This is a genomic window from Kribbella sp. NPDC049227 (assembly GCF_043197265.1).
In the GTDB taxonomy this organism is placed as follows: Bacteria; Actinomycetota; Actinomycetes; order Propionibacteriales; family Kribbellaceae; genus Kribbella.
The window spans coordinates 624,648-649,243 of sequence record NZ_JBICST010000003.1 but is presented as its reverse complement, the minus strand read 5'-3'; the positions used below and the strand labels follow the sequence as shown (position 1 = coordinate 649,243).

Sequence of the window (24,596 nt, the reverse complement as noted above, 5' to 3'; positions counted from 1 at the left end):
GAGGATGACCCTTCACCGCTGATGTGTCGCCAGCCAGGTAGCGATCTGGCTCCGAGAACTGAATCCCAGTTTGTCCAGAATGTGCACGACATGGGACTCGGCAGTCCGCCGGCTGATGACCAGGCGCGCCGCGATCTCCTTGTTCGTCAGTCCCTGCGCGACCAGCTCGGCCACCTGATGCTCCCGCCCACTCAGCGGACCGGGAGTACTCGGACCGGGCGCCATGTCCGGGAACTCCGCTCCGATCGCGAACGCGATCGCCTCGTCGAACTCCGTAGCCGCTGCCGCACCACGATCGAACGCGGTGCGGAATCGCTCAGGTCCGAGCGTGTCCAGTACCTCCCGCTCACACGTGTCGTGGGCGTCCGTCATGTGCATCCACCCGAGCATTGGACGCCCGCCACCCATCGGCCAGAGCTTGTCCGCCACCCCCAGCAACTCGGCAGCGCGTGCGTACTGTCCCATCGCCGTTGTGGTCCAGCACAGCAACTCCAGCCAGGTGACGGCCCCGAGTACGTCGTTGAAGGTCTGAGCGAGCCGGATCGCTTCGGTCAGTCCCTCGGCAGCCTCTCGGTACGCGCCGAGCCTCCACTGCGCGAGCGACCGGGCGAACAGCAGACTGCTGCGAGCGAACTGCTCTCCGCTGGCGTCGCATTGCTCCAGTCCGTGACGCGCCAGCGCCAGTCCGAGCTCGGGATGACCTTGCCACGTCTGGACCTGCGCAGCGGACGCGTGGAGCTGGAGGAGCACGCTGTTCGGTTCGCCGCTCGCCTCGAGGTGACCGATCGCCTGCTGGAACAGCGGTTCCGACTTCTCGACCTCACCGCTCAGGAACCAATAGCCGCCAATGACGAGCAGCGCGTAGGCGAGGACCTCGTCGTCACCGTTCTCGCGAGCCCAGGCCTCCGCCTCGTGACCGTAGGAATAGATGGTGGACGGATAGCCCATCAGGCTCAGCGCGAAGGCCACGATCCACAGGGCCTGCGCCCGGTCCCGGCTCGGTGCAGGGTTCCGCTCGAGGGCGAGTTCCAGCCAGCGCCTGCCTTCGGCGGAGTGCCCACAGAACAGCCAGTGGTAGTGCAGCGCGACCGCGAGGCGCAGTCCGATCGCCTCATGCCCTGGTGTGGTGAGGCTGAACTCCAGCGCCGCCCGCAGGTTGGCATGCTCCGGTCGCGTCTGCGCATGTGCCTCGGCCTGCGCGTCCCCACGGCTCCAGTCCCGCCCATACCGCTCGGCCAGCCGCAGGTAATGGTCACGATGCAGGGCCCGTACGACGTCCCGCTCGGACCGTAGTTTCTCCAGCCCGTACTCACGGATCGTTTCGAGCATCTGGAATCGTCCGGTCCCGAGACCGCCGTCGGACTGCACGATCGACTTGTCCACCAGCCCCGACAGCACCGACAGATCCGCAGCTCCGACAGCCTCCGCGGCCGCCAGGTCGAACCCACCAATGAAGACCGACAGGCGCGCCCACAACGTCCGCTCCCCGTCGCTGCACAGTCCGTAGCTCCAGTCGAGGATCTGCTGCCGTCCCGGCGCGAGCGTATCCATCCGGTCGAGCAGGTCGTCGACCGAGAGGACGCGCATCCAGGCCGCGGCCAGCTCGACGGCCAGCGGTATACCGTCCAGTCGCCGGGCGATCTCGGCGATCTGTGCCCAGTTCGCTTCGGTCACCTGGAAGCCCGCGGACACCGCGGCGGCGCGATCGGCGAACAGCTGCACCGCATCCTGTTCGACAGCACCGGACAGGCCGCTGACGACCGCTGTCGGCAGCGGGCGAACGGCGTACACGTGTTCGCCGTCGACTCCGAGGACGTGTCTGCTGGTTGCGAGCACCCGGAGACCCGGCGCGGCCTTGAGCAGCCGTCGGACCAGGTCCGCGCAGGATTCGCGCAGGTGCTCACAGTTGTCCAGCACCAGCAGGAGCGACCGGTCCTCGATGAACTCGGTCAACCTGGCGATCGGGTCGTCGTCGACGTCGCGCAGCCCCAAGGTCGAGCCGATGGTCCGCGGCAGCTCGGCCGGATCCCGTACGGCGGCGAGTTCGGTGAGCCAGACGCCGTCCGGGAAGGTCCTGCGCAGCCGGGCCGCCGTCCGCAGACCCAGCCGGGTCTTGCCGACGCCGCCCGGTCCTGTGAGCGTGACCAGGCGCCCGGTCGCGAGCAAGGCCCTGATGTCGCGCAGTTCCTGGCGTCGACCGACGAAGCTGGTCAGCTCGGCCGGCAGCGTGCCCATCGACCACCTCTCGATCCACCGCGAGTACTTCCAGAGTGGACGATAAGGCAGATGTGACGAAGCCGCTCCAATCGCGGAGCGGCTTCGTAGCAAACACGACATGACCGGGAAGTCAGCCGAGGTAGTGCGCCAGGTCCGCCGCCGCGTGCCGGAACTCGGCCCGGGTCGACGGCAGGTCGTGAATCGGGTTCAGCAGCGCCATGTCGTGGATCTGGCCGACGTACATCACCGAGACCACATCGACTCCGGCCTCGTCCAGCTTGTGACCGTAGGCCTGTCCTTCGTCGCGCAGTACGTCGTTGCCCGAGGTGTGGATGATCGCCGGCGGCAACCCGCGCAGCTGATCCGGCCGGGCCTGCAGCGGGGCGGCGTACGGGTTGTGCCGGGTGGTCTCGTCCGGCGCGTAGGTGTCCCAGCCGAACTTCATGAAGGCCTGCGGCAGGAACCGCCCGTCGGCGAACTCGCGGTACGACTCGGTGTCAAGCTGCGCGTCGGTCGCCGGGTAGAGCAGCAGCTGGACCTTGATCTGCGGACCGTCATGGTCGCGGGCGTACAGCGCCAGGGCGGCGCTCAGGTTGCCGCCGACGCTGTTCCCGGCGACCGCCAGCCGGCTCGCGTCCAGGCCGGCCGCCGCGCCGTCGCGGGCCACCCACTGCAGTGCCGCGTAGCACTCCTCCAGCTGGGTCGGGAAGACCGCGTCCGGGATCGGCGTGTACTCGACGAACACCACGGCGTACCCGGTCTCGACGACCAGGTCGCGGGTCAGCCGCTGGTGGTTGTCGAAGTCACCGGCGATCCACACCCCGCCGTGCAGGAACAGGACGACGGGCAGCGGGCCGTCGACGCCGGACGGTCGCTGGATGTACAGCTTCGTCCGGACGCCGTCGACCTCGATGTCGTGCTCGGTCACGTCGACGCCGCTCAGGTCGACCGGCACCGTCGCCTGAAGACCACTGAGGGTCGCGCGGACCTGCTCACCCGGCAGCAACCAGAACGGGTCCGGGTTCTTGTTCAGCTCGGTCAGGAACTCACGGACCCGTCGCTCGATCCTGAGGTCGGTGCCGGCATCGGGTACGTCGTACGCCTCGGTCATCGGAGTGTCTCCTGTTCGCGGTGGGGCTGGTCGGATCGAGTCCACCAGCGGCCACCGCGAACCGGCATCCGTCAAAATACCGACCGGCTACTCCACCCGCAGTCCGGTGTGGTGAGCAGCGAACGCCAGTAGGTCCGCCCATTCCGACGCGACCATCGCAGCGGGCTTGCCGAATCCGTGACCGGTGTTGACCTCGATCCGAGTCAAGATCGGTGCGGCCGAGGACTGGGCATGCTGCAGCGTCGCGATGAACTTGTGACTGTGCAACGGCACGACGCGATCGTCGTGGTCACCGGTCACCACGAGCGTCGCCGGATACGACGTACCGTCCCGCAGACTGTGGAGCGGTGAGTAGGCCAGCAGGTCCTCGAACTGCGACGCGTCGTCCGGATGCCCGAAGTCGGAGGCCCAGGCGGCTCCCACGGTGAACAGGTGGAAGCGCAACATGTCCATGACCCCCACGCCCGGCAGGGCGACCGCGAAGAGGTCGGGGCGTTGCGCCATCACCGCACCGACGAGCAGACCGCCGTTGCTGCGGCCGTGGATGGCCAGCTGCTCCGGAGTGGTCACGCGGGTGTCGCGCAGGTGCTCGGCCACGGCGATGAAGTCGTCGAACACGTTCTGCTTGTTCTTCAGCCGCCCGGCGTCGTGCCAGTCGCTGCCGTACTCACCACCACCGCGCAGGTTGGCGATCACCAGCACTCCGCCGGCCGCGAGCCACGCCGGCCAACCCGGCCGGTAGTCGGCCAGGACCGGGATGCGGAAGCCGCCGTACCCCCACATGAGAGTCGGCCGCGGCTGCGAGAAGTCCAGGTCGGAGCGAGTGATCAGGAAGTACGGCACGTCGCGGCCCGGCACGATCCGGCGCGTCACCGTGACCGATGGCGGGGTGAAGCCACCACCGCCACGGACCAGCTCCGGCAACGCACGCACAGAGCCCGAGTCGGCCGACACGACGTACGACAGTGTGGGATCCGTGGTGGTCGACAGGCCGACGAAGATCTCGTCGTACTCCGGCGACGCGTTGAGACCGACCACTCCCCCACCCGGTACGTCGACAACGCGAGCACCCGAGCCGTCCAGCGCGTACAGCGTCAGCACTGGCTGTGCGTCGACAAGCGTGAGGGTCGTCAGGCCGGCCGCCGTACCGCGGACCGCCTGCAGGGTCGCCTCGCCCTCCGGGATCAGATCGGTGAACGTGCCGTCCAGCGAGGAGAGCACCACGCGACCACGCGACGCGCCTCGGTCGGTCCGCAGTACGAGCTGATCACCGGACATCCGCACGAACGCGATCTCGTCGGTGAACTCGTCCACCACCTTGACCGGATCACCGAGGCCGTCCGACGTGATCGGGAAGACCCAGAGCCGGGTCGCCGGGTCGGTGCCCTCGGTGATGTGCACGACCAGGTAGCGGTCGTCCTCGGACACCTCGGGCGTGATGAAGTAGCGGTCCTGGTCCGGGAAGCTCAGCACCAGCTCGTCCGACGACTGCGGGTCGCCGACCTTGTGCAGCATCAGCCGGCCACCGGTCAGCGACTTCGTCTCCGTGCCCTCGCTCCGGCCGGTCGGCGGATAGTGCAGATACAGATACGCCGAACTGTCCGGGAGCCAGGTGGCCTCGCAGAACTTCGCCTCGGTGACGCCGTCGTCCACCGCGGTGCCGGTGGCGATGTCGAGCAGCCGGAACGTCGTCCAGTCGCTGCCGCTCTCGTTGATGCCGTAGGCGAAGTACTTGCCGTCCGGGCTGACAGTGAACGAGCCCAGCGAGTCGGTGCCGTCGGCGGACAGCGTGTTCGGGTCGATCAGGATCCGGCCGCCGTCGAGCAGTTCCTCGAGCGACTCCGCGACGTACACGACGTCCTGCGCCTGGGTGCCGTCGTTGCGGCCGGCGAAGTACCAGCCGGCCTTCTTCGCCGGTACGCCGGCCCGCGGCCGGGCCAGGATCGCGGACATCGTGGCCTCGAACCACTCCCGCTCCGGGTACGTCGACAACTCGGCCTGGGTGAACTCGTTCTGCCGGCGGACCCAGTCCTGGGTGTCGGCGGAGTCCGGGTCCTCCAGCCAGCGGTACGGGTCGGCGATCTGGTGGCCGTGCAGCGTGTCGACGACGTCGTCGCGACGGCTCTCGGGGTAAGCGGCGGTCATGCGCTCCAACCTAACCGCCGAGCGCGACTTTCAAGCAGAAAGTTCATCCACTGGAGTTCTGCCGGCGGCAATGAGCGTCGTACCCACCGCCCCCGGTGGGCGGCATCCCGCGCAGGCGCCGGAGGCCGGTGGGTACGACGGGCCCTCAGTGGCGGGCCGGGTTGATGTCCTGGGACCAGAGCACGGTGCCGAACAGGTTGCGCAGGGACGCGGTGAACACGCCGCTGCGGGGGTCGATCGAGACGTGACCGAAGAACTGGTTGCCGCTGGCCGGCGACTGGCTCGGGAAGTCGGCCGCCTTCACGAACTCGACCTTCGGGCCGAACGTCGAGTCCAGTGCGTTGGGCCCGAACGCACCCGCGTTGACCGGGCCGGCCACGAGCTCCCAGAACGGGTCGAAGTCGGTGTAGGCCGCACGGGACGGGTCGTAGTGGTGAGCCGCGGCGTAGTGGACGTCCGCGGTCAGCCAGATCGTGTTGCGGACCTTGCGCCGCTTGAACTGGCTCAGCACCCAGGCGATCTCGTGCTCACGGCCGCCGGGCGCGCCGCTGACGCCGTTCGCGACGGCCTCGATCAGCGGGCCGTCCGGGACCAGCAGGCCGAGCGGCATGTCGCTGGCGATCACCTTCCAGGTCGCCTTCGACGCGGCCGCCTCGCGGACCAGCCACGCGGCCTGCTCGGCACCGAGCATCGCGACCGGGCCGACGGTGTCGGGGGTCGGGTTCGCGCCGCGGTACGTCCGCATGTCGAGGCAGAACACGTCCAGCAGCGGGCCGCAGCTCACCTTGCGGTAGATCCGGTTCCGGCCGGCCGGGTGCACCATCGGCAGGTACTCGAGGAACGCCTTCCGGGCTCGGGCCGCCAGGACGTCGACCCGCTTCTCGGTGTAGCGGTCGTCGGTGAGGATCTCACCGGGGTACCAGTTGTTCAGCGTCTCGTGGTCGTCCCACTGGCTGACGATCGGAACGTCGGCGTACAGCGCCCGGACGTTGTCGTCGAGCAGGTTGTACTTGTACCGGCCGCGGTACTCGGCCAGCGTCTCGGCGACCTTGGAGACCTCCTCGGTCACCACGTTCTTCCAGACGGTGCCGTCGGCAACTTTCAGCTCGGCCTCGATCGGGCCGTCGGCGTAGATGTTGTCGCCGGAGTGCAGGAAGAAGTCCGGCCGGGTCTGGTGCATGGCCTTGTACGCCGCCATGCCGCCGATCTCCGGGTTGATCCCGTACCCCTGCCCGGCGGTGTCGCCGGTCCACACGAACGACAGTCCGCGGTTGCGGCCCGGCGTACCGAACGAACCCTCGAGGGTCTCGCCGCGGCGGCCCGAGGAGTCCTCGAACGCGATCCGGTAGTCGTAGCGCTGGCCCGGGCGCAGGCCCTTCAGCGGCAGCTGGGCGGTGAAGTCGTCGTCGGGTCCGGTGATCGGGCCACGCAACCGGATCGCCCGGTCGAAGCGGCCGTTGCTGGTCAGGTCGACGACCAGCCGGGCGCGGCGGTCGGTCCGGGACCAGACGACGGCGGAGTTCTCGGTGACGTCGCCCGACATGATCCCGGACGGCAGCGCGGGCCGGTCACGACGTACGACGTTGGGGGCCGCGGTGGCCACGCTGGACTGGATTCCGGGCACAGCCAGGGAGGCGCCGGCGACGGTGGATGCGGCCAAGAGCTGGCGGCGGCTCAGGTTCATTCCGCCAGCTTCCTCCGCACCGGTGACGACCGGGTGAACCCCGGATGATCAGCGTCCTGTCTCACATTGACACCGCCGGTTGCGCCAGGTCCGTGTCCGTGGTTCCGTGGTGGTACCAGCCACAGATACGTGTGGCGCTGCCCCGGACCCGGTAGCGCATCGCGGTCGATGCACTCCCGGAGCGGGGCGTTTCTCATGTCGCAACTCGTCGCGGATGACGACCATCCGCAGCAGCGGTACGCAAGCCTCTACACCGACCTGTCCCGCACCGTGCGCGAGCTCGGGCTGCTGAAGCGGCGCCACAGCTACTACTGGATCCGGATCGCCCTGGTGACGATCGCGTTCGCGGCCGTCTGGGCCGGAGTCGCCCTGCTCGGCAACTCGTGGCTCGTACTCCTCCTGGCCGGCGGGCTGGCGCTCGTGCTGACCCAGGTCGCGTTCCTCAGCCACGACGGCGCCCATCGGCAGATCTTCGACTCGAACCGATGGAACGACTGGACCACGCGCCTGCTGGCCTCCGTACTGGTCGGCATGAGTTCCGGCTGGTGGCATTCCAAGCACAGCCGCCACCACGCCGCGCCGAACCAGCTCGAGCGCGACCCGGACATCGGCCCGGGAGTCATCGCCTTCACGCCAGAATTCTTTGCCCAGCGCAAGGGTCTGCGCGGCTGGCTGACCCGGCGTCAGGGCTGGCTGTTCTTCCCGCTGCTCACCTTGGAGGGCCTGAGCCTCTACGTGGCCAGTCTGCGCCACCTGCTCCGGCGTACGGCGACCTCGATCGAGCGCATCGAAGCCGCGATCGTGCTGACCCGGCTGGCCGGATCGGTGGCGGTGCTGCTGATCCTGCTGCCGGTCGGCAAGGCCGGAGCGTTCTTCGGGCTGCAGCTGGCCGTGTTCGGGATCTGCCTCGGCGGGTCGTTCGCACCGAACCACAAGGGCATGCCGCTCGTCCCGGCGACGATGAAACTCGACTTCCTCCGCCGCCAGGTGATGATGTCCCGCAACATCCGGGGCGGGATCATCGTGGACTTCGCGCTCGGTGGGCTCAACTACCAGATCGAGCACCACCTGTTCCCGAGCATGCCGCGGCCGACGCTGCGCCAGGTCCAGCCGATCGTTCGCGAGTACTGCGACATGCACGGGGTGAAGTACACCGAGGTCGGGCTGTTCACGTCGTACGGCATCGTCGTCGACTACCTGAACAACGTCGGGCTGAGGGCACGCGATCCGTTCGAATGTCCGCTCGCCGCACAGATGCGCTAGCCGGCACTTTGCCAACCGGACACCTGACACCGCGCTCACCTTCATGAGCACTTGGCCGCTGGGCGCGATCATCTAGGCGTGCGCACCCAGCAGCGGTACGTCAGCCTCTACACCGACCTCCTGCAGACCGTGCAGGAACTCGGCCTCCTTCGACGCCGGCAGGGCTACTACTACACGCGGATCAGTCTGGTCCTGACCGCCTTGCTGGCAGTCTCAGTGGGCGTCGTACTGCTCGGCGACTCCTGGTTCCAGCTGTTGCTGGCCGGTGCGTTGGCGCTCGTGCTGGTGCAGGTGGCGTTCCTCAGCCACGACAGCGCCCACCGGCAGATCTTCCACTCGGCGGCGCGGAACGACTGGACCGCACGAGTCCTGGCCGGCTGCATCGCGGGGATGAGCGTGACCTGGTGGCGGAACAAGCACTCCCGGCACCACGCCGCCCCGAACCAGGTGGACAAGGATCCCGACGTACAGCTCGATGCGATCGCCTTCACGCCGAGCGCGCTCGCGAAGCGCGGGCGAGTCGGTCGATGGATCGCGGCGCGGCAGGGCTGGCTGTTCTTCCCGCTCCTGACGCTGGAAGGAATCGGCCTGCATTCGTCGAGCGTGCGGCACCTCCTGCGCCGCGACGCGAACCGGCTGGACAGGATCGAGGCCGCAGTCGTGATGTCGAGGATCGCCGGCTACGTGGCAGCGCTGTATCTGTTGCTCCCGATGGGCAAGGCCAGCGCCTTCCTCGGTCTGCAGCTCGCCGTGTTCGGCGTGTGCCTCGGTGCCGCGTTCGCGCCGAACCACAAGGGCATGCCGCTCGTCCCGGCCGGGATGAAGCTCGACTTCCTCCGCCGCCAGGTGCTGATGTCCCGCAACATCCGCGGCGGCACCCTGACCGACTTCGCGCTGGGCGGCCTGAACTACCAGATCGAGCACCATCTGTTCCCGAGCATGCCGCGGCCGACGCTCCGCCAGGTCCAGCCGATCGTTCGCGAGTACTGCGCTTCGCACGGCGTCGCGTACACCGAGGTCGGCCTGTTCGAGTCGTACCGGATCGTCGTCGACTACCTGAACAACGTCGGGCTCAGAGCACGGGACCCGTTCCAGTGCCCGCTGGCGGCGGAACTCCGCTCAGCCGGTGGGCGGGATCTCGCCTGAGCCGCGGATCGTCAGCTTCACCGGGACGCGGACCGTGCGGCCCGGCCGGTGCGGCTCGGGCAGCCGCTCGGTCATCAACTGGATCGCGGTCCGGGCCATCACGTCGGCCGACTGCGCCACCGCGGTCAGCCCCGGGCTGAGCAGGTCGCCGAGCGCGAGGTCGTCGAACGACACCAACGCGACTTTGTCCCGCCGGCCGGCCAGTCCACGGAGCACCTCGGCGGTCGTCATGTTGTTTGCCGAAAGCAACGCCGTGGCCGGCTCCGCCCGGTCCAGTACGGCGGACAGCGTGATGCCGATGCCCTCCGTGGTGGGCTCGGACAGGTGGACCAGATCCTCGTCCACGTCGATCCGGTGCCGGGCCATCGCGGCCCGGTAGGCGACCACGCGCTCGCGGGCGGTGAAGATCCGCTCGTCGTCACCGAGGTACGCGATCCGCCGATGCCCCTGCCGGACCAGGTGGTCGATCGCCTGGTCGATGCCGCCGGCATTGTCGGCCAGCACCGCGTCGGCCTCGATCCCGTGCGCCGGCCGGTCGATCGTGACGACCGCCATCCCGGCGTCGACGTGCGGGGCGAGGTAGTCCTGGGTCTCCCCGATCGGCGCCATGATCAGCGCGTCCGGCCGGCGGGCGACGAACTCCAGGCAGACCTCCCGCTCCCGCTCGGGGTCCTCGTCGGTCAGGCCGATCATCACGACCGAACCGCTCGAGCGGGCCCACAGCTCGACCGCACGGCCGAGCGAGGCGAAGAACGGGTCGCCGATGTCGCGGATGACCACCGCGATCGTCCCGGTCTTGCCGCGGCGCAGCATCCGGGCACTCTCGTTCGGGGTGTAGTTGAGCTCCTTGATCGCCGCCTGGACCTTCGCGGTCAGCTCCGGGCTGACGTTCGGCTCCTCGTTCACCACCCGGGAGACCGTCTTCAGCGCGACGCCCGCCCGGGCCGCGACCTCCTTCATCGTGGGCCGGCGCTGCCCCGTGCCGTTCACCCCGCTGATGCTCACCCGCCGGCCCACCCTTTCCTGTCTGCTCAGCTCTCGACGACGACCGGGATGATCATCGGGCGACGGCGGTGGGTATCGCTGACCCATTTGCCCACCACCCGCCGGATCACTTGCTGCAGCTGGTACATGTCGTCCACACCGCCGCCGATCGCCTTCTCGATCTCCGCCTCGATCCGCGGCTTCAGGTCGTCGAAGACACTGTCGTCCTCGACGAACCCGCGCGCCTGGATCTCCGGCCCGGCGGTCAGTTTGCCGGTGACCGAGTCCATCACGGCGATGACCGAGATGAAACCCTCGTCGCCGAGGATCCGGCGGTCCTTCAGCGAGGTCTCGGTGACGTCGCCGACGGTCGAGCCGTCGACGAAGACGTACCCGCAGTCGACCTTGCCGGCCACGACGGCCTTACGGTCGATCAGGTCGACCACGACGCCGTCCTCGACCACGACCACGTTCTCCCGCGGTACGCCGGTCTGGATCGCGAGGTCGGCGTTCGCGTGCAGGTGCCGGATCTCGCCGTGCACCGGCATCACGTTGCGCGGCTTGACGATGTTGTAGCAGTAGAGCAGCTCGCCGGCGCTCGCGTGACCGGACACGTGCACCAGCGCGTTGCCCTTGTGGATCACGTTCGCCCCGTGCCGGGTCAGGCCGTTGATCACCCGGTAGACCGAGTTCTCGTTGCCCGGGATCAGGGACGACGCCAGTACGACGGTGTCCCCCGGCTGGATCTGGACCACGTGGTGGTCGTTGGCCGCGATCCGCGACAGCGCCGACATCGGCTCACCCTGCGAACCGGTCGAGACCAGCACGACCTGTTCCGGCGGGTAGTTGTCCAGCTCGCGCATGTCGATCAGCGTGTCACCGGGCACGTTCAGGAAGCCGAGGTCACGGGCCACACCCATGTTGCGCACCATCGAGCGGCCGACGTACGCGACCTTGCGGCGGTGCTTCACCGCGGCGTCCATCACCTGCTGGACACGGTGCACATGCGAGGCGAAGCAGGCGACGATGATGCGCTGGTTCTTCGCGTTGGTGAAGACCCGGTCCAGCACCGGCGCGATGTCGCGCTCGTGCGTGGTGAAGCCGGGCACCTCGGAGTTGGTGGAGTCGACGCAGAACAGGTCCACGCCCTCCTCGCCGAGCCGCGCGAACGCGCGCAGGTCGGTGATCCGGTTGTCCAGCGGCAACTGGTCCATCTTGAAGTCGCCGGTGTGCAGCACCATGCCGGCCGGCGTCCGGATCGCCACCGCGAGCGCGTCCGGGATCGAGTGGTTGACCGCGATGAACTCGCAGACGAACGGGCCGATCTGGAGCTTCTCGCCCTCGACCACGGTCTGCTGCGGCACGTTGCGGTGCCGGTGCTCCTTGAGCTTGCCCTCCAGCAACGCGAGCGTGAGCTGCGAGCCGATGACCGGGATGTCACCCCGCTCACGCAGCAGGTAGGGCAAGCCGCCGATGTGGTCCTCGTGGCCGTGGGTCAGAACCACCGCGACGATGTCGTCGAGGCGGTCCCGGATCGGCTGGAAGTCCGGCAGGATCAGGTCCACGCCGGGCTGGTTCTCGTCCGGGAACAGTACGCCGCAGTCGACGACCAGCAGCTTCCCGTCGTACTCGAAGACCGTCATGTTCCGGCCGACCTCGCCGAGGCCGCCGAGCGGGATGACCCGCAAAGCGCCCGGGGTCAGAGGTCCGGGCGCGTCGAGATCTGGGTGGGGATGGCTCATGCAATCAGTCCTGCCGTCTTGAGGTCGGTGGTGAGCCAGTCCACTTGCTCCGCGGTCGCCTCAATCAACGGCGACCGGAGTGTCGCGTGCTCGATGACGCCGGCCAGCTTGAGCGCGGCCTTCACCATGATGGCGCCCTGGGTCCTGGTCATGATCGCCTCGACGGCGGGCACCACCCGTCGGTCGATCTCTCGTGCGGTGGCGAGGTCGCCGGCCACCACGGCGTCGATCAGTTGCCGGTACGGCTCACTCGCGACATGCGCGACGACGCTGGCGATACCCACCGCGCCGATCGCGAGCCAGGCGAGATTCAGCTCGTCCGCACCGCAGTAGTAGAACAGATCGGTGTTCGCCATCACCTTGGTGGCCCCGGCCACGTCGCCCTTGGCGTCCTTCACCGCGACGATCCGCGGGTGCTCGGCGAGCGCGATCAGCGTCTCGGTCTTCACCTCCACGCCGGCCCGGCCGGGGATGTCGTAGACCATGTTCGGCAGGCCGGTGGCGTCGGCGACCGCGGTGAAGTGCGCGCGCAGCCCGTCCTGCGGAGGCTTGTTGTAGTACGGCGTGACGACCAGGAGGCCGTCGGCGCCCGCGGCCTCGGCCTGCTTCGCGCACTCGATCGTGTGCCTGGTGTCGTTGGTGCCGACCCCGGCGATCACCTTGGCCCGGTCACCGACCGCGTCGAGCACCGCCTTGACGAGCTGGACCTTCTCCGCGTCGGAGGTCGTCGGCGCCTCGCCGGTGGTCCCGTTGATCACCAGCGCGTCGTTGCCGCGGTCGACCAGATAGGTGGCCACCTTCTGCGCGGCCTCGAGATCGAGCGCCCCATCGGGCCGGAACGGGGTGACCATGGCCGTCGTCAGGCGGCCGAAGGGCAGCGCCGACGAGGCAGAAGAATCTGGCGAGGACATGGGGCTCAGATTACCGCTCCGAAGCCTCGGGGAAATGAGTAGGCCTGATAGCTGTCCGCTCGGGGGTCCGGGCAGCTACCAGGCTCACTCGTCCTATCGGGCCGGGCCCAGCAGTCGTTACAGCTTCGACCAAAAAAGTCCGGAAAAAATTCTGTGAATACTCTCGGTAGTTGCAGGCTTGCGTACCGTCGCGGATTCGTCATCGACCGGCCAGCCAGATCGAGGTGGCGTCGAAGAGTCGCTCCACTGCTTGGACCGCGCCAGGGAGCAGCAGTACGCCGCCGGCCAGGAGCAACGGCGCGACGAGGATGCGCTCGACCCAGCCGCCGGTGCGGAAGCGCAGTGGACGCGGGAGCCTGATCTCGTACCAGGTCTCGCCGCGGATCGGCAGCGGCCACAACCACGGGCAACCGGAGCGGGTCAGGCTGTCACCAAGGCAATGCGTGAACATGCCGAGCGCCACCGCGACACCGATCCATCCGCCGATCCCGGTCAGGCCGGCTTGTACGGCGTCCGCAGTCGACGTACCGGGCAGCGCCGTACCCATGACTGACCAGCCGACCGCTGCGAGGACGGCGATGATCAGCCAGTCGCCCAGCACGTGGGCAGCCAGGAGGAGTCCGGTCGCGGCGATGGCGAGCACTGCCCACTTCCCGCGGTCGCCGAGGCTTGCCGCGAGTACGCCGAGCAGGATCGCGGCGGCCAGGGTGTGCGTGGCGTGGCGATGCTTCCCGGTGCTGTCCTCATCCCGTGGTCCCTTGGTGAGGTCGTAGAGCAGGCCGGAGAAGGTACGGATCATCGCGGACACCAGTCCGGTCACCGGACCGAGCAGCCGGGACGCACTCGCACCTGGGTGATCGAGGTCGGGGACGAGCGCGTAGCCGGCCGTGGCCGCCGCGAACGGCACCACCTCCGCCACCGACGTCAGACCGACCAGCGGTGCGACCGCCAGTCCCAGGCACCACCCCGACAGGGCATGCGACCGACCCATCACGCGCGCCTCACCACTCCCTCACCCCGGCAACGACCCATCCTTTCAATTCGAATGCCGCCCGCCAGGGAGGCTCGCCCACGACACCGTTTTGCATAATCATGCAGAGGCGTGCATACTTTTCCTGTGTCCAAGGTGCTTACGTCATTGCCGGTTGGTGAGCGGGTCGGGATCGCGTTCTCGGGAGGTCTCGACACGTCCGTCGCGGTCGCGTGGATGCGCGACAAGGGAGCGGTGCCCTGCACATACACCGCCGACCTCGGTCAGTACGACGAGCCCGACATCGCCTCGGTCCCCGGCCGGGCCACGGCGTACGGCGCGGAGATCACCCGCCTGGTCGACTGCCGGGCGGCGCTGGTCGAGGAAGGGCTGGCCGCGCTGGCCTGCGGCGCGTTCCACATCCGCTCGGGCGGGCGGACGTACTTCAACACCACCCCGATCGGGCGGGCCGTCACCGGCACGCTGCTGGTCCGGGCGATGCTCGACGACGACGTGCAGATCTGGGGCGACGGGTCGACGTTCAAGGGCAACGACATCGAGCGGTTCTACCGCTACGGCCTGCTGGCGAACCCGCAGCTGCGGATCTACAAGCCGTGGCTGGACGCGCAGTTCGTGCACGAGCTGGGCGGGCGCAAGGAGATGTCGGAGTGGCTGGTCGCGCACCAGTTGCCGTACCGGGACAGCACCGAGAAGGCCTACTCCACCGACGCCAACATCTGGGGCGCCACGCACGAGGCGAAGACGCTGGAGCACCTCGACACCGGGATCGAGAACGTCGACCCGATCATGGGCGTGAAGCACTGGGATCCGGAGGTGGAGATCCTGCCGGAAGAGGTCTCGATCGGCTTCGAGCAGGGCCGGCCGGTGACCATCAACGGCAAGGAGTTCGGCTCCGCGGTCGACCTCGTGCTGGAGGCGAACGCGATCGGCGGCCGGCACGGCCTGGGCATGTCGGACCAGATCGAGAACCGGGTGATCGAGGCGAAGAGCCGGGGCATCTACGAGGCTCCCGGGATGGCGCTGCTGCACTCGGCGTACGAGCGGCTGGTGAGCGCGATCCACAACGAGGACACGCTGGCGAACTACCACAACGAGGGCCGGCGGCTCGGCCGGCTGATGTACGAAGGCCGCTGGCTGGACCCGCAGTCGCTGATGCTGCGGGAGTCCCTGCAGCGGTGGGTCGGTACGGCGGTGACCGGTGAGGTCACGCTGCGGCTCCGGCGGGGCGAGGACTACTCGATCCTCGACACCACCGGCCCGGCGCTCAGCTACCACCCGGACAAGCTGTCGATGGAGCGGATCGAGGACTCGGCCTTCGGCCCGGTCGACCGGATCGGTCAGCTGACGATGCGCAACCTGGACATCGCCGACTCCCGCTCCAAGCTCGAGCAGTACGCCGGCCTCGGCATGTTCGGCAGCACGAACCCGGCCCTGGCCTCCTCCACCGACCTGATCGGCGCCATGCCCACCGGCGGAGCCGAAGCCATCGCCTCCCGGGGCGAAGCCACCGAAGAAGACGAGTTGCTGGACCGCGCCGCCATGGAATCCGGCACCGACTGATTCCACCCCGACCCAGCGACCGGTCTTCAGGGGAGACCGGTCGCTGGCTTATCTGGCGAGGTGCTGGTCGAGCGCCGCCAGGAACTCGGTGGGCCGGGTTTGGTGGACCACGTGGCCGGCACCATCGATGGTGGTGAGCGTGGCGTCGGGAATGCGGCGGGCGACTTCGGGGAGCACCTGTGGCGGGACAGGGCTGGTCGAGCCGCCGCTGATGACCAGGGTCGGGACGGAGATCCTCGGCAGGTCTGCCCACCAGGCGGGATCCGGGTCGGCGAGCTGACGGAAGATTGCCACGAAGCAGTCCCAGTCGTAATCGAGCTCACCGTCGGGTCGCGGAGGCACGGTCCAGTCGCCCTCGCCGTCCGGCGGCGGGCTGTCGACCAGGACCAGCCCGGTGAGCCGTTCGGAGTGCTGCTCGGCGAAGATCGCCGCGACGCTCCCACCCATGGAATGACCGACCAGCAGGAACTTGTCGAGCCCGAGCCGGTCCACGAACTCGAGCACGTCGTCACGCATCGCCTCGAACGAGTACTCCGTTGTCCGCGCACTCGCTCCGTGCCCGCGCTGATCCAGCGCGAAAACGTGCCACCGCTCGGCCAACCCTGGCGTCACCGGCTCCCAGGTCGCCGCACTGGATCGGAGGCCGTGCAGCAGCACCATCGGTGGTGCCGACAGATCGCCGGTCTCGACGTACTCGAATTCGCCTGCGGACAGAGAGACTCGCATGCCGTCATCCAAACCCGGGCGGAGGGTCAGGCGTCGTAGTCGAGGGTGACAGTGGGGGTGGTGGGGTGGGACTGGCAGGTCAGGACGTAGCCGGCGCGGATCTCGTCGGGTTCCAGGGCCCAGTTGGTGTCCATGCGGACGGAACCCTCGAGGACCTTGGCGCGGCAGGTGCCGCAGACGCCGCCCTTGCAGGCGAACGGGGCGTCGGAGCGGACGGCGAGGGTTGCATCGAGAACCGCCTTCGAGTGCTCGGCGAGCGGGAACGTCGATCGACGGCCGTCGAGGATCACGGTCACTTGGGCCGCGTTCTCGTCGGTGGGCGCCTCCTCGACCGGAGCCGCCGGAGCCTCGTCGCCGACGTGGAAGAGCTCGGCGTGGACGTGTTCGCGCGCCACCCCCTCCCCCAGCAACAACTCCTGCGCGCCGACGACCATCGCGTACGGACCACAGAGGAACCACTCGTCCACGGACTCCAGCGGCAGGATCGTCGCGAACATCCGCCCCAGCCGGTCAGTGTCGATCCGCCCGCTGAACAGCTCCACCTCAGTCGACTCCCGCGACAACACATGCACCAGGTGGAACCGCTCGGGGTACCGATCCTTGAGGTCGGCGAGCTCGTCCGCGAACATCACCGATCCTGCGGTCCGGTTGCCGTAGAGCAGAGTCACGCGCGACGACGATTCGACCGACAAGATCGTCGCGACCAGCGACAGCACCGGCGTGATCCCACTGCCCGCGGCCACGAAGGCGTAGTGCTTCGCGTTCGCCGGATCGAGCGTCGTACCGAACCGCCCGAGCGGCGTCATCACCTCGAGCTCGTCGCCGACCTTCAGCCCGTTCGCCGCGTACGCCGAGAACTCGCCGCCCGGGATCCGCTTCACGCCGATCCGCAACACGCCCGAACCGGCCGGCGAGCAGATCGAGTAGCTGCGGCGTACCTCCTCACCAGCCCGGCGGATGGTGAGATGCTGCCCGGCGCTGAACTCGTACTCGTCGGCCAACTCCGGCGTCACCTCGAACGTGATCGCCACCGAGTCGTCGGTGATCGCCTCGATCGCCGCCACCTTCAACGGATGAAAGACGGCCCGCCGACGGGCCACAGTCGTCGTCATCACAATGCCTTGAAGTGATCGAAGGGTTCGCGGCACGAGTTGCACCGCCACAGCGACTTGCACGAGGTCGACCCGAAGTGACTCAACTCGGTCGTGTCCGGCGACCCGCACAACGGGCACCGCACAGTCAGACTCAGCATCACCGGACCGCCAACGGCCCGGCGCCCGGTCGGCGGAGCGATCCCGTACTCGGTCAGCTTCGCCTTGCCCGACTCACTCATCCAGTCCGTGGTCCAGGCCGGCGACAACACGGTCTCGACCCGTCCGTCCACCTGCAGGGCCTGGAGCGTGAGCTCCACCTCGTGCCGGATCAGATCCATCGCCGGACAGCCGGAGTACGTCGGGGTGATCGTGACGACGACCTCGTCGCCCTCGTGCCGCACACCCCGCAGCACACCGAGGTCGGCGATCGTCAGCACCGGAACCTCAGGATCAGCGACCTCTCCCACTGCTTCGAGGATCGCGGTGTCGGTCACCATGTCGCCCCCGGATGCGAACGAGCCACATGCTGCAGCTCCGCAAGCAGAAAGCCCAGATGCTCCGTGTGCCGACCCTGACGGCCACCACTGTGCTGGTACGACGCCGAGGGCCGGCCGCACGTGGATTCGTCGATCACTGCCATCACCCGGCGCGTCCACTCGTCCTGCAGCGTCACCGGATCCACGGCGACCGCGAGACGACGTACGAGGTCGTCGGACTCGAACATCTCGGCGGTGTAAGGCCAGAGTGCGTCCAGCGCCTGCTCCATCCGGCGGTGGCTCTCGTCGGTGCCGTCGCCGAGGCGCAGCACCCACTGAGTCGCGTGGTCGACGTGGTACGCGACCTCCTTGACCGCCTTACCGGCCACACCGGCCAGCTGCTCGTCGTCACAGCCCCGGAGCTCGTCGTACAGCAGTTGCTGGTACGTCGCGAAGTACAGCAACCGCGCCATCGCGTGAGCGAAGTCGCCGTTCGGCAGCTCGCACAACTGCAGGTTGAGGAAGTCGCGCTCGTCCCGGAGGTACGCGAGATCGTCCTCCGAGCGACCGGCGCCCTCGACCGCACCGGCGTACTGCAGCAGCGACCGGGCCTGCCCGAGCTGATCCAGCCCGATGTTGCCGAGGGCAACGTCCTCCTCGAGCTGCGGCGCGGCCGCGATCCACTCGGCGGTGCGCTGGGCGGAGATCAGCGCGTCGTCGCCGAGCCGGAGCGAGTAGACGAAGAGGTCGTTCACAGATGCTCGACGCCTTCCGGGACCTGGTAGAAGGTCGGGTGCCGGTAGACCTTGTCGCCGGCCGGGTCGAAGAACTCGTCCTTCTCGTCCGGGCTGGACGCGGTGATGTCGGCGGCCCGCACCACCCAGATCGACACGCCTTCCTGGCGGCGGGTGTAGACGTCGCGCGCGTTCCGCAGCGCCATCGTCGCGTCCGGCGCGTGCAGGCTGCCGACATGCGTGTGCGACAGCCCGCGCCGAGACCGGACGAAGACCTCCCACAGCGGCTCGATCATGCGGCACTCTCCTTGCGAGCGGCCTGCTTCGAGGCGTACGCCGCCGCGGCCTCGCGGACCCACGCGCCGTCCTCGTGCGCCTTGACCCGGTGCGCGAGCCGCTGCTCGTTGCACGGACCGTTGCCCTTCACCACGTCGTACAACTCGGTGTAGTCCGGCTCGGTGAAGCGATAGTGCCCGGACTCCTCGTCGTACGACAGCCCGTCGTCAGGCACGCGAATCCCCAGTACGTCGGCCTGCGGGACGGTCATGTCGACGAAGCGCTGGCGCAGTTCGTCGTTGCTGTGCCGCTTGATCCCCCACGCCATCGACTGCTCCGAGTGGGTCGACGCGGAGTCCGGCGGGCCGAACATCATCAGCGACGGCCACCACCAGCGGTCCAGCGCATCCTGGGCCATCGCCTTCTGCCCGTCGGTGCCGTTGCACAGCGTGTGCAGGATCTCGAACCCCTGCCGCTGGTGGAACGACTCCTCCTTGCAGACCCGCACCATCGCCCGCGCGTACGGCCCGTAGGAGCAGCGGCAGAGCGGCACCTGGTTGACGATCGCGGCACCGTCGACGAGCCAGCCGATCGCGCCGATGTCGGCCCAGGTCAGCGTCGGGTAGTTGAAGATGCTGGAGTACTTCTGCTTCCCGCTGTGCAGCAGGTCGAGCAGGTCGGCGCGATCCACACCGAGGGTCTCGGCGGCGGCGTACAGGTAGAGGCCGTGGCCGGCCTCGTCCTGCACCTTGGCCATCAGGATCGCCTTGCGGCGCAGCGACGGCGCGCGACTGATCCAGTTGCCCTCCGGCTGCATGCCGATGATCTCGGAGTGCGCGTGCTGCGCGATCTGCCGGATCAGGGTCTTGCGGTACCCCTCCGGCATCGCGTCCCGCGGCTCGATCCGGCCGTCGGCGTCGATGGTCGCCTGGAAGCTGTCCATGCCGGTCAGCATAGCCGACATGTGACACTTTCTCGCCAGATCAACGGCAAGTGTCACAAAGTCGGACGCGGTGGTGCTAGGTCCACCCCGGGAAGTGGTGACAGCGCGCTGGGTGCGGCCGTCGCGGCAGGCGAGGATTTCGAGTAACAGCTCAAGGACTACACAGTTTCTCGAAAGGGTGTCCCCGTGACTACGCAGACTCTCCCGGCCGTCGATCACCGCGGACCGGTCTCCGGCAAGGAGCGCGCCCTCGCGCCCGACCTGATCCGCGGTGCGATGCTGCTGCTGATCGGGCTCGCCAACGCCGCCAACTTCGCCTTCGCCGGCCAGCCCGGTGTGGAAAGCGCGCCGCACGGCCTCGAGCGGCTGCTGAACTTCGTCAAGCTGACCTTCGTGGACGCCCGGGCCTACCCGGTGTTCGCGGTGATGTTCGGCTACGGCCTCGTCCAACTCGCCCGGCGCCAGCGCTCGTCCGGCGCGACCACCGGCGCCGTCCGGCGGATCCTGCTGAAGCGCAACACGTGGCTGATCGTCTTCGGCCTGGCGCACGCGACACTGCTGTACTTCGGCGACTTCCTCGGCGCGTACGGCATCGTCGGGATCATCTGCACGCTGTTCCTGCTCAACCGCGGTGACAAGTTCCACCGCATCGTCCTCGGCATCTGGGTCTTCGAGGCCCTCTATGTGTTGACCACCGCGGTCCAGGCCGTCATCGCCGGACTGAACAGCTCCGGCCCGGCGCACGCGCTGACCAACGAGCCGAACCCGTCGCTGGCCGCGGCGTCGTACGGCGCCGGCCTGGTCGACCGGCTGCACGAGTACCCGCTGCACACCGCCAGTGTGGTCGGATTCATCATCGTCGTCTGGCTGGGCATCTGGGCCGCCCGCAAGCAGATCCTGGAGAACCCGGCCGCGCACCGCACCCTGCTGAGCCGTGTCGCCGCAGTCTGCCTGGGCTTCACGATCCTCGGCGGCCTGCCGCTCGCTCTGGTCGGCGCCGGCTGGCTGCACGTCGACAAGGCCGCGGTCGACGCCATGAGCAACCTCTCCCACGTCAGCGGCATGTTCGGCGGTCCCGGGTACGTCGCCCTGTTCGGTCTGCTGGTCTCGCGCATCACCACGCTGTCGCTGCCGGTCCGGGCGATCTCCTCGCTGGGTCAGCGGTCGCTGTCGGGCTACCTGTTCCAGTCGGTCTCGTGGATGGTGCTGCTCGCGCCCTTCACCCTGGACCTCGGTCACCGCTTCGGCAGCACGGCGTACACGGCCTTCGGGTGCGCGGTCGCGGTGTGGATCGTGTCGGTGCTCGGTGCCTACGCGATGACGAAGCGGTCCTACCGTGGGCCGGCGGAGACCTTGCTGCGGCGGCTCGTCTACTGACCCCTCACCTGTTGCCGGCCGGACCTGGTGTCCGGCCGGCAACACTGTCTTGCGAGGATTGTGGATATGAGTGACTTCGGCGTACCGGAACCCGCCAACCTGTCGGAGCTTTCCGGTGAGAGCCCCGTGGCGGAGACGAGCGTGCGGCTGGCCCTTCCGGCCGAGGCCAACGAGATCGGCGAGATCCAGGTCGCCGCCTGGCGTGCGTCGTACGCCGGTCTGCTGCCGGCCGACGTGCTGGCCGACCTCAACCCCGCGCAGTTCGCCGCTCAGTGGCGGGCCGCGCTGCTCGCTCCGGGCGAGGCCCGCAACCGGGTGATGGTCGCGCTGGCCGGCCGGACGCTCGTCGGCTTCGCCGCGATCACTGCATCGGACGACCCGGACGCGGACCCACAGCGCGATGCGTTGATCGCCGAGCTCGCCGTCCAGCCGGACGCGACCCGCACCGGCCACGGCTCCCGGCTGCTGAACGCGGTCGTCGACACCATCCGCGCCGACGGCTTCAGCCGCGTCACGGTCTGGGTCAACTCCACCGACGACGTCCTGCGCGCCTTCTACACCGAGGCCGGCTGGGCCCCCGACGGCGCCCACCGCGAGCTCGACCTGTACGGCGACGAGTCGGTCCGCATCAAGCAGATCCGCCTCCACACCGACCCCGGCCCCACTGACTGATCAAACGCGAGCACGGTGGTTGCTTCCCACCTGGGCTCGGTACAGGTCGCGGAGCAGGCAGATCTCGGCGCCGTGGTGCATGACCTCGCGGTTGATGTGCGTGATCAGGCCGAGCATCGGGTCGTCGGCGAAGTACGCGCCCTTCGGGCCCAGCGGGCTCCACAACGCGTCCTTGTCGAGGCCGCGGATCGAGTCGTGCCAGCGCCCGTACCAATGCCGCAGGAACTCGAGTCCGTCGGCCGCGGTCGCGGGGACCTCGGCGGGGATGTGCCGCGGATCGAACATGTCGGCGTCGTCCGGACCATCACCGAAGAACGCGTTCACGCGGATCGCGAAACAGCCGACCCCGATGTGCACCATCCGCCAGGCGATCGTAGTCAGCGGAGGTGGATCCGGCACCGGGTTCGTCAGCTCGTAGACCATCTGTCCGTCGTCGCCCGGCCGCACCGACCACATCCCGTCCACCGGCTCCCAGAGGTACTCCTCGTCGGTCAACCCCTGCAAACGCGGCCAGAGGTGGACGTCCCAGTAGAACTCCAGCTGTCCGATCAGTAGGTCACCACAACCGGCCATCACGTCTCCTCGTCTCTGGTGGGCAGAACCCTAGAAGCCCGCACCGACAGTCCCCTTAGCACCTCGCGGATCCGCGACCGGCCGGGGGTGGTGCTCGACCGGGAACGGCGGGCATGACAGATTGCGACGGTCCGATTACGCAAGGCCATTCGCTGGAGTTTCCATGAAGTACCTCGCCCTGGCCGTCGGTCTGGGGATTTCCGCTGCCGCCGTTCTCGTCGTCCCTGGATCGGGGGCGACCGCCTCGACCGAAGCGACGACGGCGGTCGACCGGCCGCATCCCGTGGCCAACAAATACCTGAAGCAGAGACCCGCCTGGAAGCAGTGCGGCGAGCCGTCGCTGCGGACGTACTGCGCGAAGATCACCGCGCCGCGCGACTGGGCGAACCAGTACTCGGGCAACGACATCCAGCTCGCGGTCAGCAAGGTCGCGCCGGCCAAGGGGAAGCCGAGCCGGGTCGTGTTCGGCAACCCGGGCGGTCCGGGTGGCGCAGGCCTCGGCATGGCGCCGTACCTGGCCAGTCAGGCGCCGCTGCAGAAGGACTTCCTCGCCGTGGGCTTCGATCCGCGCGGCACGGGCGACAGCACCAACGTCACCTGCCAGGGTGCGCCCGGCTACACGATGGACGCCCGCGACCGGGACCCGGCCAATCTCGCTCTCGTCGCCGCGGCGTCGCAGCTCAGCCAGCCGTACTGCGACCGGCAGTCGCGCGGCCTGCTGCCGTATGTGAACACCGCGCAGACCGTGCAGGACCTCGATCTGATCCGGCAACTGCTCGGCTTCGACAAGATCGACTTCGTCGGGTACTCCGGTGGGACCTGGATGGGCGCGTACTACCAGACCTACTTCCCCGAGCACGTCGGCCGGTTCGTGCTGGACTCGAACACCGACTTCACCCGGCCGTGGCTGGACACGTTCGCCGCCCAGCCGCAGGCCTTCGAGCGCCGGTTCCGCGAGGACTTCGCGACCTGGGCCGCGAAGTACGACTCCAAGCTGCACCTGGGCAGCTCGGCCGGCGCCGTACTGCGGACCTACGAACGCCTCCGGCGGGACCTGAAAAAGCAGCCGGCGGTCGAGGAGTTCCTGGACGGCACGGTGAAGATCAGTTATGACCAGAACACCCTGGACCAGATCGTCTCCGGGGACATGTATACAAAGATTGATTTCTATTCGTTGGCAATCGATCTGGCATTTCTGCGCGACCTTTCCACAGCCCAGGCAAAGGGCGGTCCACGTGCCGCACAGAATCAGGTCGACGCTCTCTCCCTGACCCGCCAGCACGAGTTGGTACGACGGGCCGCCCGGGGAACCGTCGGCCTGCCACCGATGGGTCGCGTCGTCGGTGAGGACGACGCCGAGGACGCGACCTTCACGGCAGTCACGTGCAACGACACTCCTTGGCCACAGGGTCGCGAGTACGGCGATCAACTGGCAGCGCGACTCGGCCCGCACTACCCGCTGGTCGGCTGGACGATGAACCAGAACCCGTGCTTCTTCTGGAACCGCCCGAACCTGACCATGCCGCAACCGACCGGCAAAGGCTTGCCCACAACGCTGATGGTGCAGTCGATCCACGACCCGGCGACCGGTTACGAGCTCGCGGTCTCCGCCCACCAGCGGTACGCCGGCTCGCGGCTCGTCACCGTCACGCACGAGGGCGACCACGGGGTGTACGGCGGTGTGAACGCGTGCGCCGACAAGATCGTCAACACGTTCCTCACCACCGGCAAGGCGCCGGCCCAGGACGTCACCTGCGCCGGCCACGGCATCCCGGCACCGTCGATGCCGACCCCTGGCGACGAGACCGCCACCGGCGCAGGACAGCCGGAGTACGGCGGCAACGCGCCGCTGCGCCGGATCGCGGGATTCACGAAAGCGGTCTCCGGATATCTGCACTGATCCGGACGAGCGTTTGAGTGCTGCCCGATGAGACAAAGAAAATGCGCTGAATTCCGGGGGATTTCCCTTAC

Annotated in this window: 21 protein-coding genes; 6 read left to right on the top strand and 15 right to left on the bottom strand. The window is 68.4% G+C overall.

The annotated features are described in order from the left end of the window. Positions 1–12 precede the first annotated feature (12 nt). The 4 genes from ACGFH6_RS15300 to ACGFH6_RS15285 all read right to left on the bottom strand — a co-directional run bounded on the left by ACGFH6_RS15300 (position 13) and on the right by ACGFH6_RS15285 (position 7,157). A complete protein-coding gene (locus tag ACGFH6_RS15300; RefSeq protein WP_393384032.1) occupies positions 13–2,235 on the bottom strand; it encodes an ATP-binding protein in 2,223 nt (740 codons plus the stop codon). A gap of 112 nt (positions 2,236–2,347) precedes the next feature. Continuing rightward, positions 2,348–3,328 (bottom strand): alpha/beta hydrolase, encoded by a 981-nt coding sequence (locus ACGFH6_RS15295; protein ID WP_393384030.1) that lies wholly within the window; start codon positions 3,326–3,328, stop codon positions 2,348–2,350. Positions 3,329–3,415: 87 nt separating this feature from the next. Beyond that, entirely contained in the window at positions 3,416–5,473 is a 2,058-nt protein-coding gene (locus ACGFH6_RS15290) for a prolyl oligopeptidase family protein (protein ID WP_393384028.1), read from the bottom strand. A gap of 145 nt (positions 5,474–5,618) precedes the next feature. Further along, positions 5,619–7,157 carry an alkaline phosphatase D family protein gene (locus ACGFH6_RS15285; RefSeq protein ID WP_393384026.1) on the bottom strand — a complete coding sequence of 513 codons (1,539 nt, stop codon included), beginning with the start codon at positions 7,155–7,157 and terminating at the stop codon, positions 5,619–5,621. 195 nt (positions 7,158–7,352) lie between these two features. Between ACGFH6_RS15285 and ACGFH6_RS15280 the strand changes: the two genes are divergently transcribed. Next, the gene (locus tag ACGFH6_RS15280) at positions 7,353–8,420 is read left to right on the top strand and encodes a fatty acid desaturase family protein (RefSeq protein ID WP_393384024.1); all 1,068 of its coding nucleotides are present in this window, start codon (positions 7,353–7,355) and stop codon (positions 8,418–8,420) included. Between the two features lie 78 nt (positions 8,421–8,498). Continuing rightward, entirely contained in the window at positions 8,499–9,566 is a 1,068-nt protein-coding gene (locus ACGFH6_RS15275) for a fatty acid desaturase family protein (RefSeq protein WP_393384022.1), read from the top strand. On the opposite strand, the gene ACGFH6_RS15270 is transcribed toward ACGFH6_RS15275, so the two are convergent. The 4 genes from ACGFH6_RS15270 to ACGFH6_RS15255 form a co-directional block, all read right to left on the bottom strand. Then, positions 9,540–10,571: a LacI family DNA-binding transcriptional regulator gene (locus ACGFH6_RS15270; protein WP_393384020.1), complete on the bottom strand. Its 1,032-nt coding sequence runs from the start codon at positions 10,569–10,571 to the stop codon at positions 9,540–9,542. The genes ACGFH6_RS15275 and ACGFH6_RS15270 overlap by 27 nt on opposite strands. A gap of 26 nt (positions 10,572–10,597) precedes the next feature. Further along, positions 10,598–12,292, bottom strand: a complete 1,695-nt coding sequence (locus tag ACGFH6_RS15265) for a ribonuclease J (RefSeq protein ID WP_360455259.1) — start codon at positions 12,290–12,292, stop codon at positions 10,598–10,600. After that, complete coding sequence (gene dapA / locus ACGFH6_RS15260) at positions 12,289–13,203, bottom strand: 4-hydroxy-tetrahydrodipicolinate synthase (RefSeq protein WP_393384019.1); 915 nt, start codon at positions 13,201–13,203, stop codon at positions 12,289–12,291. Before dapA ends, ACGFH6_RS15265 begins: the two co-directional genes overlap by 4 nt. A 199-nt stretch (positions 13,204–13,402) precedes the next feature. After that, a complete protein-coding gene (locus tag ACGFH6_RS15255; RefSeq protein WP_393384017.1) occupies positions 13,403–14,194 on the bottom strand; it encodes a metal-dependent hydrolase in 792 nt (263 codons plus the stop codon). A 126-nt stretch (positions 14,195–14,320) separates the two neighbouring features. On the opposite strand from ACGFH6_RS15255, the gene argG reads away from it, so the two are divergent. Then, the gene (gene argG, locus ACGFH6_RS15250; RefSeq protein WP_393384015.1) at positions 14,321–15,754 is read left to right on the top strand and encodes an argininosuccinate synthase; all 1,434 of its coding nucleotides are present in this window, start codon (positions 14,321–14,323) and stop codon (positions 15,752–15,754) included. A 48-nt stretch (positions 15,755–15,802) separates the two neighbouring features. On the opposite strand, the gene ACGFH6_RS15245 is transcribed toward argG, so the two are convergent. Genes ACGFH6_RS15245 through paaA form a run of 6 tightly spaced genes read right to left on the bottom strand, consistent with a single transcriptional unit; the run spans position 15,803 to position 20,003 of the window. Next, the gene (locus ACGFH6_RS15245) at positions 15,803–16,480 is read right to left on the bottom strand and encodes an alpha/beta fold hydrolase (protein ID WP_393384013.1); all 678 of its coding nucleotides are present in this window, start codon (positions 16,478–16,480) and stop codon (positions 15,803–15,805) included. Between the two features lie 26 nt (positions 16,481–16,506). Then, complete coding sequence (paaE, locus tag ACGFH6_RS15240; protein ID WP_393384011.1) at positions 16,507–17,592, bottom strand: 1,2-phenylacetyl-CoA epoxidase subunit PaaE; 1,086 nt, start codon at positions 17,590–17,592, stop codon at positions 16,507–16,509. Further along, entirely contained in the window at positions 17,592–18,071 is a 480-nt protein-coding gene (gene paaD, locus ACGFH6_RS15235; RefSeq protein WP_131514527.1) for a 1,2-phenylacetyl-CoA epoxidase subunit PaaD, read from the bottom strand. The genes paaE and paaD overlap by 1 nt, the downstream gene beginning before the upstream one ends. Beyond that, positions 18,065–18,805 (bottom strand): 1,2-phenylacetyl-CoA epoxidase subunit PaaC, encoded by a 741-nt coding sequence (gene paaC / locus ACGFH6_RS15230; RefSeq protein ID WP_393384009.1) that lies wholly within the window; start codon positions 18,803–18,805, stop codon positions 18,065–18,067. The genes paaD and paaC overlap by 7 nt, the downstream gene beginning before the upstream one ends. After that, positions 18,802–19,080 carry a 1,2-phenylacetyl-CoA epoxidase subunit PaaB gene (paaB, locus tag ACGFH6_RS15225; RefSeq protein WP_131351625.1) on the bottom strand — a complete coding sequence of 93 codons (279 nt, stop codon included), beginning with the start codon at positions 19,078–19,080 and terminating at the stop codon, positions 18,802–18,804. Before paaB ends, paaC begins: the two co-directional genes overlap by 4 nt. After that, complete coding sequence (gene paaA / locus ACGFH6_RS15220; protein WP_393384007.1) at positions 19,077–20,003, bottom strand: 1,2-phenylacetyl-CoA epoxidase subunit PaaA; 927 nt, start codon at positions 20,001–20,003, stop codon at positions 19,077–19,079. The genes paaB and paaA overlap by 4 nt, the downstream gene beginning before the upstream one ends. A gap of 186 nt (positions 20,004–20,189) precedes the next feature. Between paaA and ACGFH6_RS15215 the strand changes: the two genes are divergently transcribed. Together ACGFH6_RS15215 and ACGFH6_RS15210 are read left to right on the top strand one after the other, a co-directional pair. Beyond that, positions 20,190–21,380 carry a DUF418 domain-containing protein gene (locus ACGFH6_RS15215; protein WP_393384006.1) on the top strand — a complete coding sequence of 397 codons (1,191 nt, stop codon included), beginning with the start codon at positions 20,190–20,192 and terminating at the stop codon, positions 21,378–21,380. Positions 21,381–21,446: 66 nt separating this feature from the next. Then, positions 21,447–22,052: a GNAT family N-acetyltransferase gene (locus ACGFH6_RS15210; protein ID WP_393384004.1), complete on the top strand. Its 606-nt coding sequence runs from the start codon at positions 21,447–21,449 to the stop codon at positions 22,050–22,052. Here the strand turns inward: ACGFH6_RS15210 and ACGFH6_RS15205 are convergent, their stop codons facing one another. Further along, positions 22,053–22,625, bottom strand: coding sequence for a DinB family protein (locus tag ACGFH6_RS15205; RefSeq protein WP_393384002.1), 573 nt, complete (start codon positions 22,623–22,625; stop codon positions 22,053–22,055). Positions 22,626–22,788: 163 nt separating this feature from the next. Between ACGFH6_RS15205 and ACGFH6_RS15200 the strand changes: the two genes are divergently transcribed. Then, complete coding sequence (locus ACGFH6_RS15200; protein ID WP_393384000.1) at positions 22,789–24,525, top strand: alpha/beta hydrolase; 1,737 nt, start codon at positions 22,789–22,791, stop codon at positions 24,523–24,525. Positions 24,526–24,596: the final 71 nt, after the last annotated feature.

Coding starts and splice junctions, on each gene's coding strand:
- ACGFH6_RS15300 (WP_393384032.1), bottom strand. CDS start 2,235: ATGGGCACGCTGCCGGCCGAGCTGACCAGCTTCGTCGGTCGACGCCAG.
- ACGFH6_RS15295 (WP_393384030.1), bottom strand. CDS start 3,328: ATGACCGAGGCGTACGACGTACCCGATGCCGGCACCGACCTCAGGATC.
- ACGFH6_RS15290 (WP_393384028.1), bottom strand. CDS start 5,473: ATGACCGCCGCTTACCCCGAGAGCCGTCGCGACGACGTCGTCGACACG.
- ACGFH6_RS15285 (WP_393384026.1), bottom strand. CDS start 7,157: ATGAACCTGAGCCGCCGCCAGCTCTTGGCCGCATCCACCGTCGCCGGC.
- ACGFH6_RS15280 (WP_393384024.1), top strand. CDS start 7,353: ATGTCGCAACTCGTCGCGGATGACGACCATCCGCAGCAGCGGTACGCA.
- ACGFH6_RS15265 (WP_360455259.1), bottom strand. CDS start 12,292: ATGAGCCATCCCCACCCAGATCTCGACGCGCCCGGACCTCTGACCCCG.
- dapA (WP_393384019.1), bottom strand. CDS start 13,203: ATGTCCTCGCCAGATTCTTCTGCCTCGTCGGCGCTGCCCTTCGGCCGC.
- ACGFH6_RS15255 (WP_393384017.1), bottom strand. CDS start 14,194: ATGGGTCGGTCGCATGCCCTGTCGGGGTGGTGCCTGGGACTGGCGGTC.
- ACGFH6_RS15245 (WP_393384013.1), bottom strand. CDS start 16,480: ATGCGAGTCTCTCTGTCCGCAGGCGAATTCGAGTACGTCGAGACCGGC.
- paaE (WP_393384011.1), bottom strand. CDS start 17,592: ATGACGACGACTGTGGCCCGTCGGCGGGCCGTCTTTCATCCGTTGAAG.
- paaD (WP_131514527.1), bottom strand. CDS start 18,071: ATGGTGACCGACACCGCGATCCTCGAAGCAGTGGGAGAGGTCGCTGAT.
- paaB (WP_131351625.1), bottom strand. CDS start 19,080: ATGATCGAGCCGCTGTGGGAGGTCTTCGTCCGGTCTCGGCGCGGGCTG.
- paaA (WP_393384007.1), bottom strand. CDS start 20,003: ATGGACAGCTTCCAGGCGACCATCGACGCCGACGGCCGGATCGAGCCG.
- ACGFH6_RS15210 (WP_393384004.1), top strand. CDS start 21,447: ATGAGTGACTTCGGCGTACCGGAACCCGCCAACCTGTCGGAGCTTTCC.
- ACGFH6_RS15205 (WP_393384002.1), bottom strand. CDS start 22,625: ATGGCCGGTTGTGGTGACCTACTGATCGGACAGCTGGAGTTCTACTGG.
- ACGFH6_RS15200 (WP_393384000.1), top strand. CDS start 22,789: ATGAAGTACCTCGCCCTGGCCGTCGGTCTGGGGATTTCCGCTGCCGCC.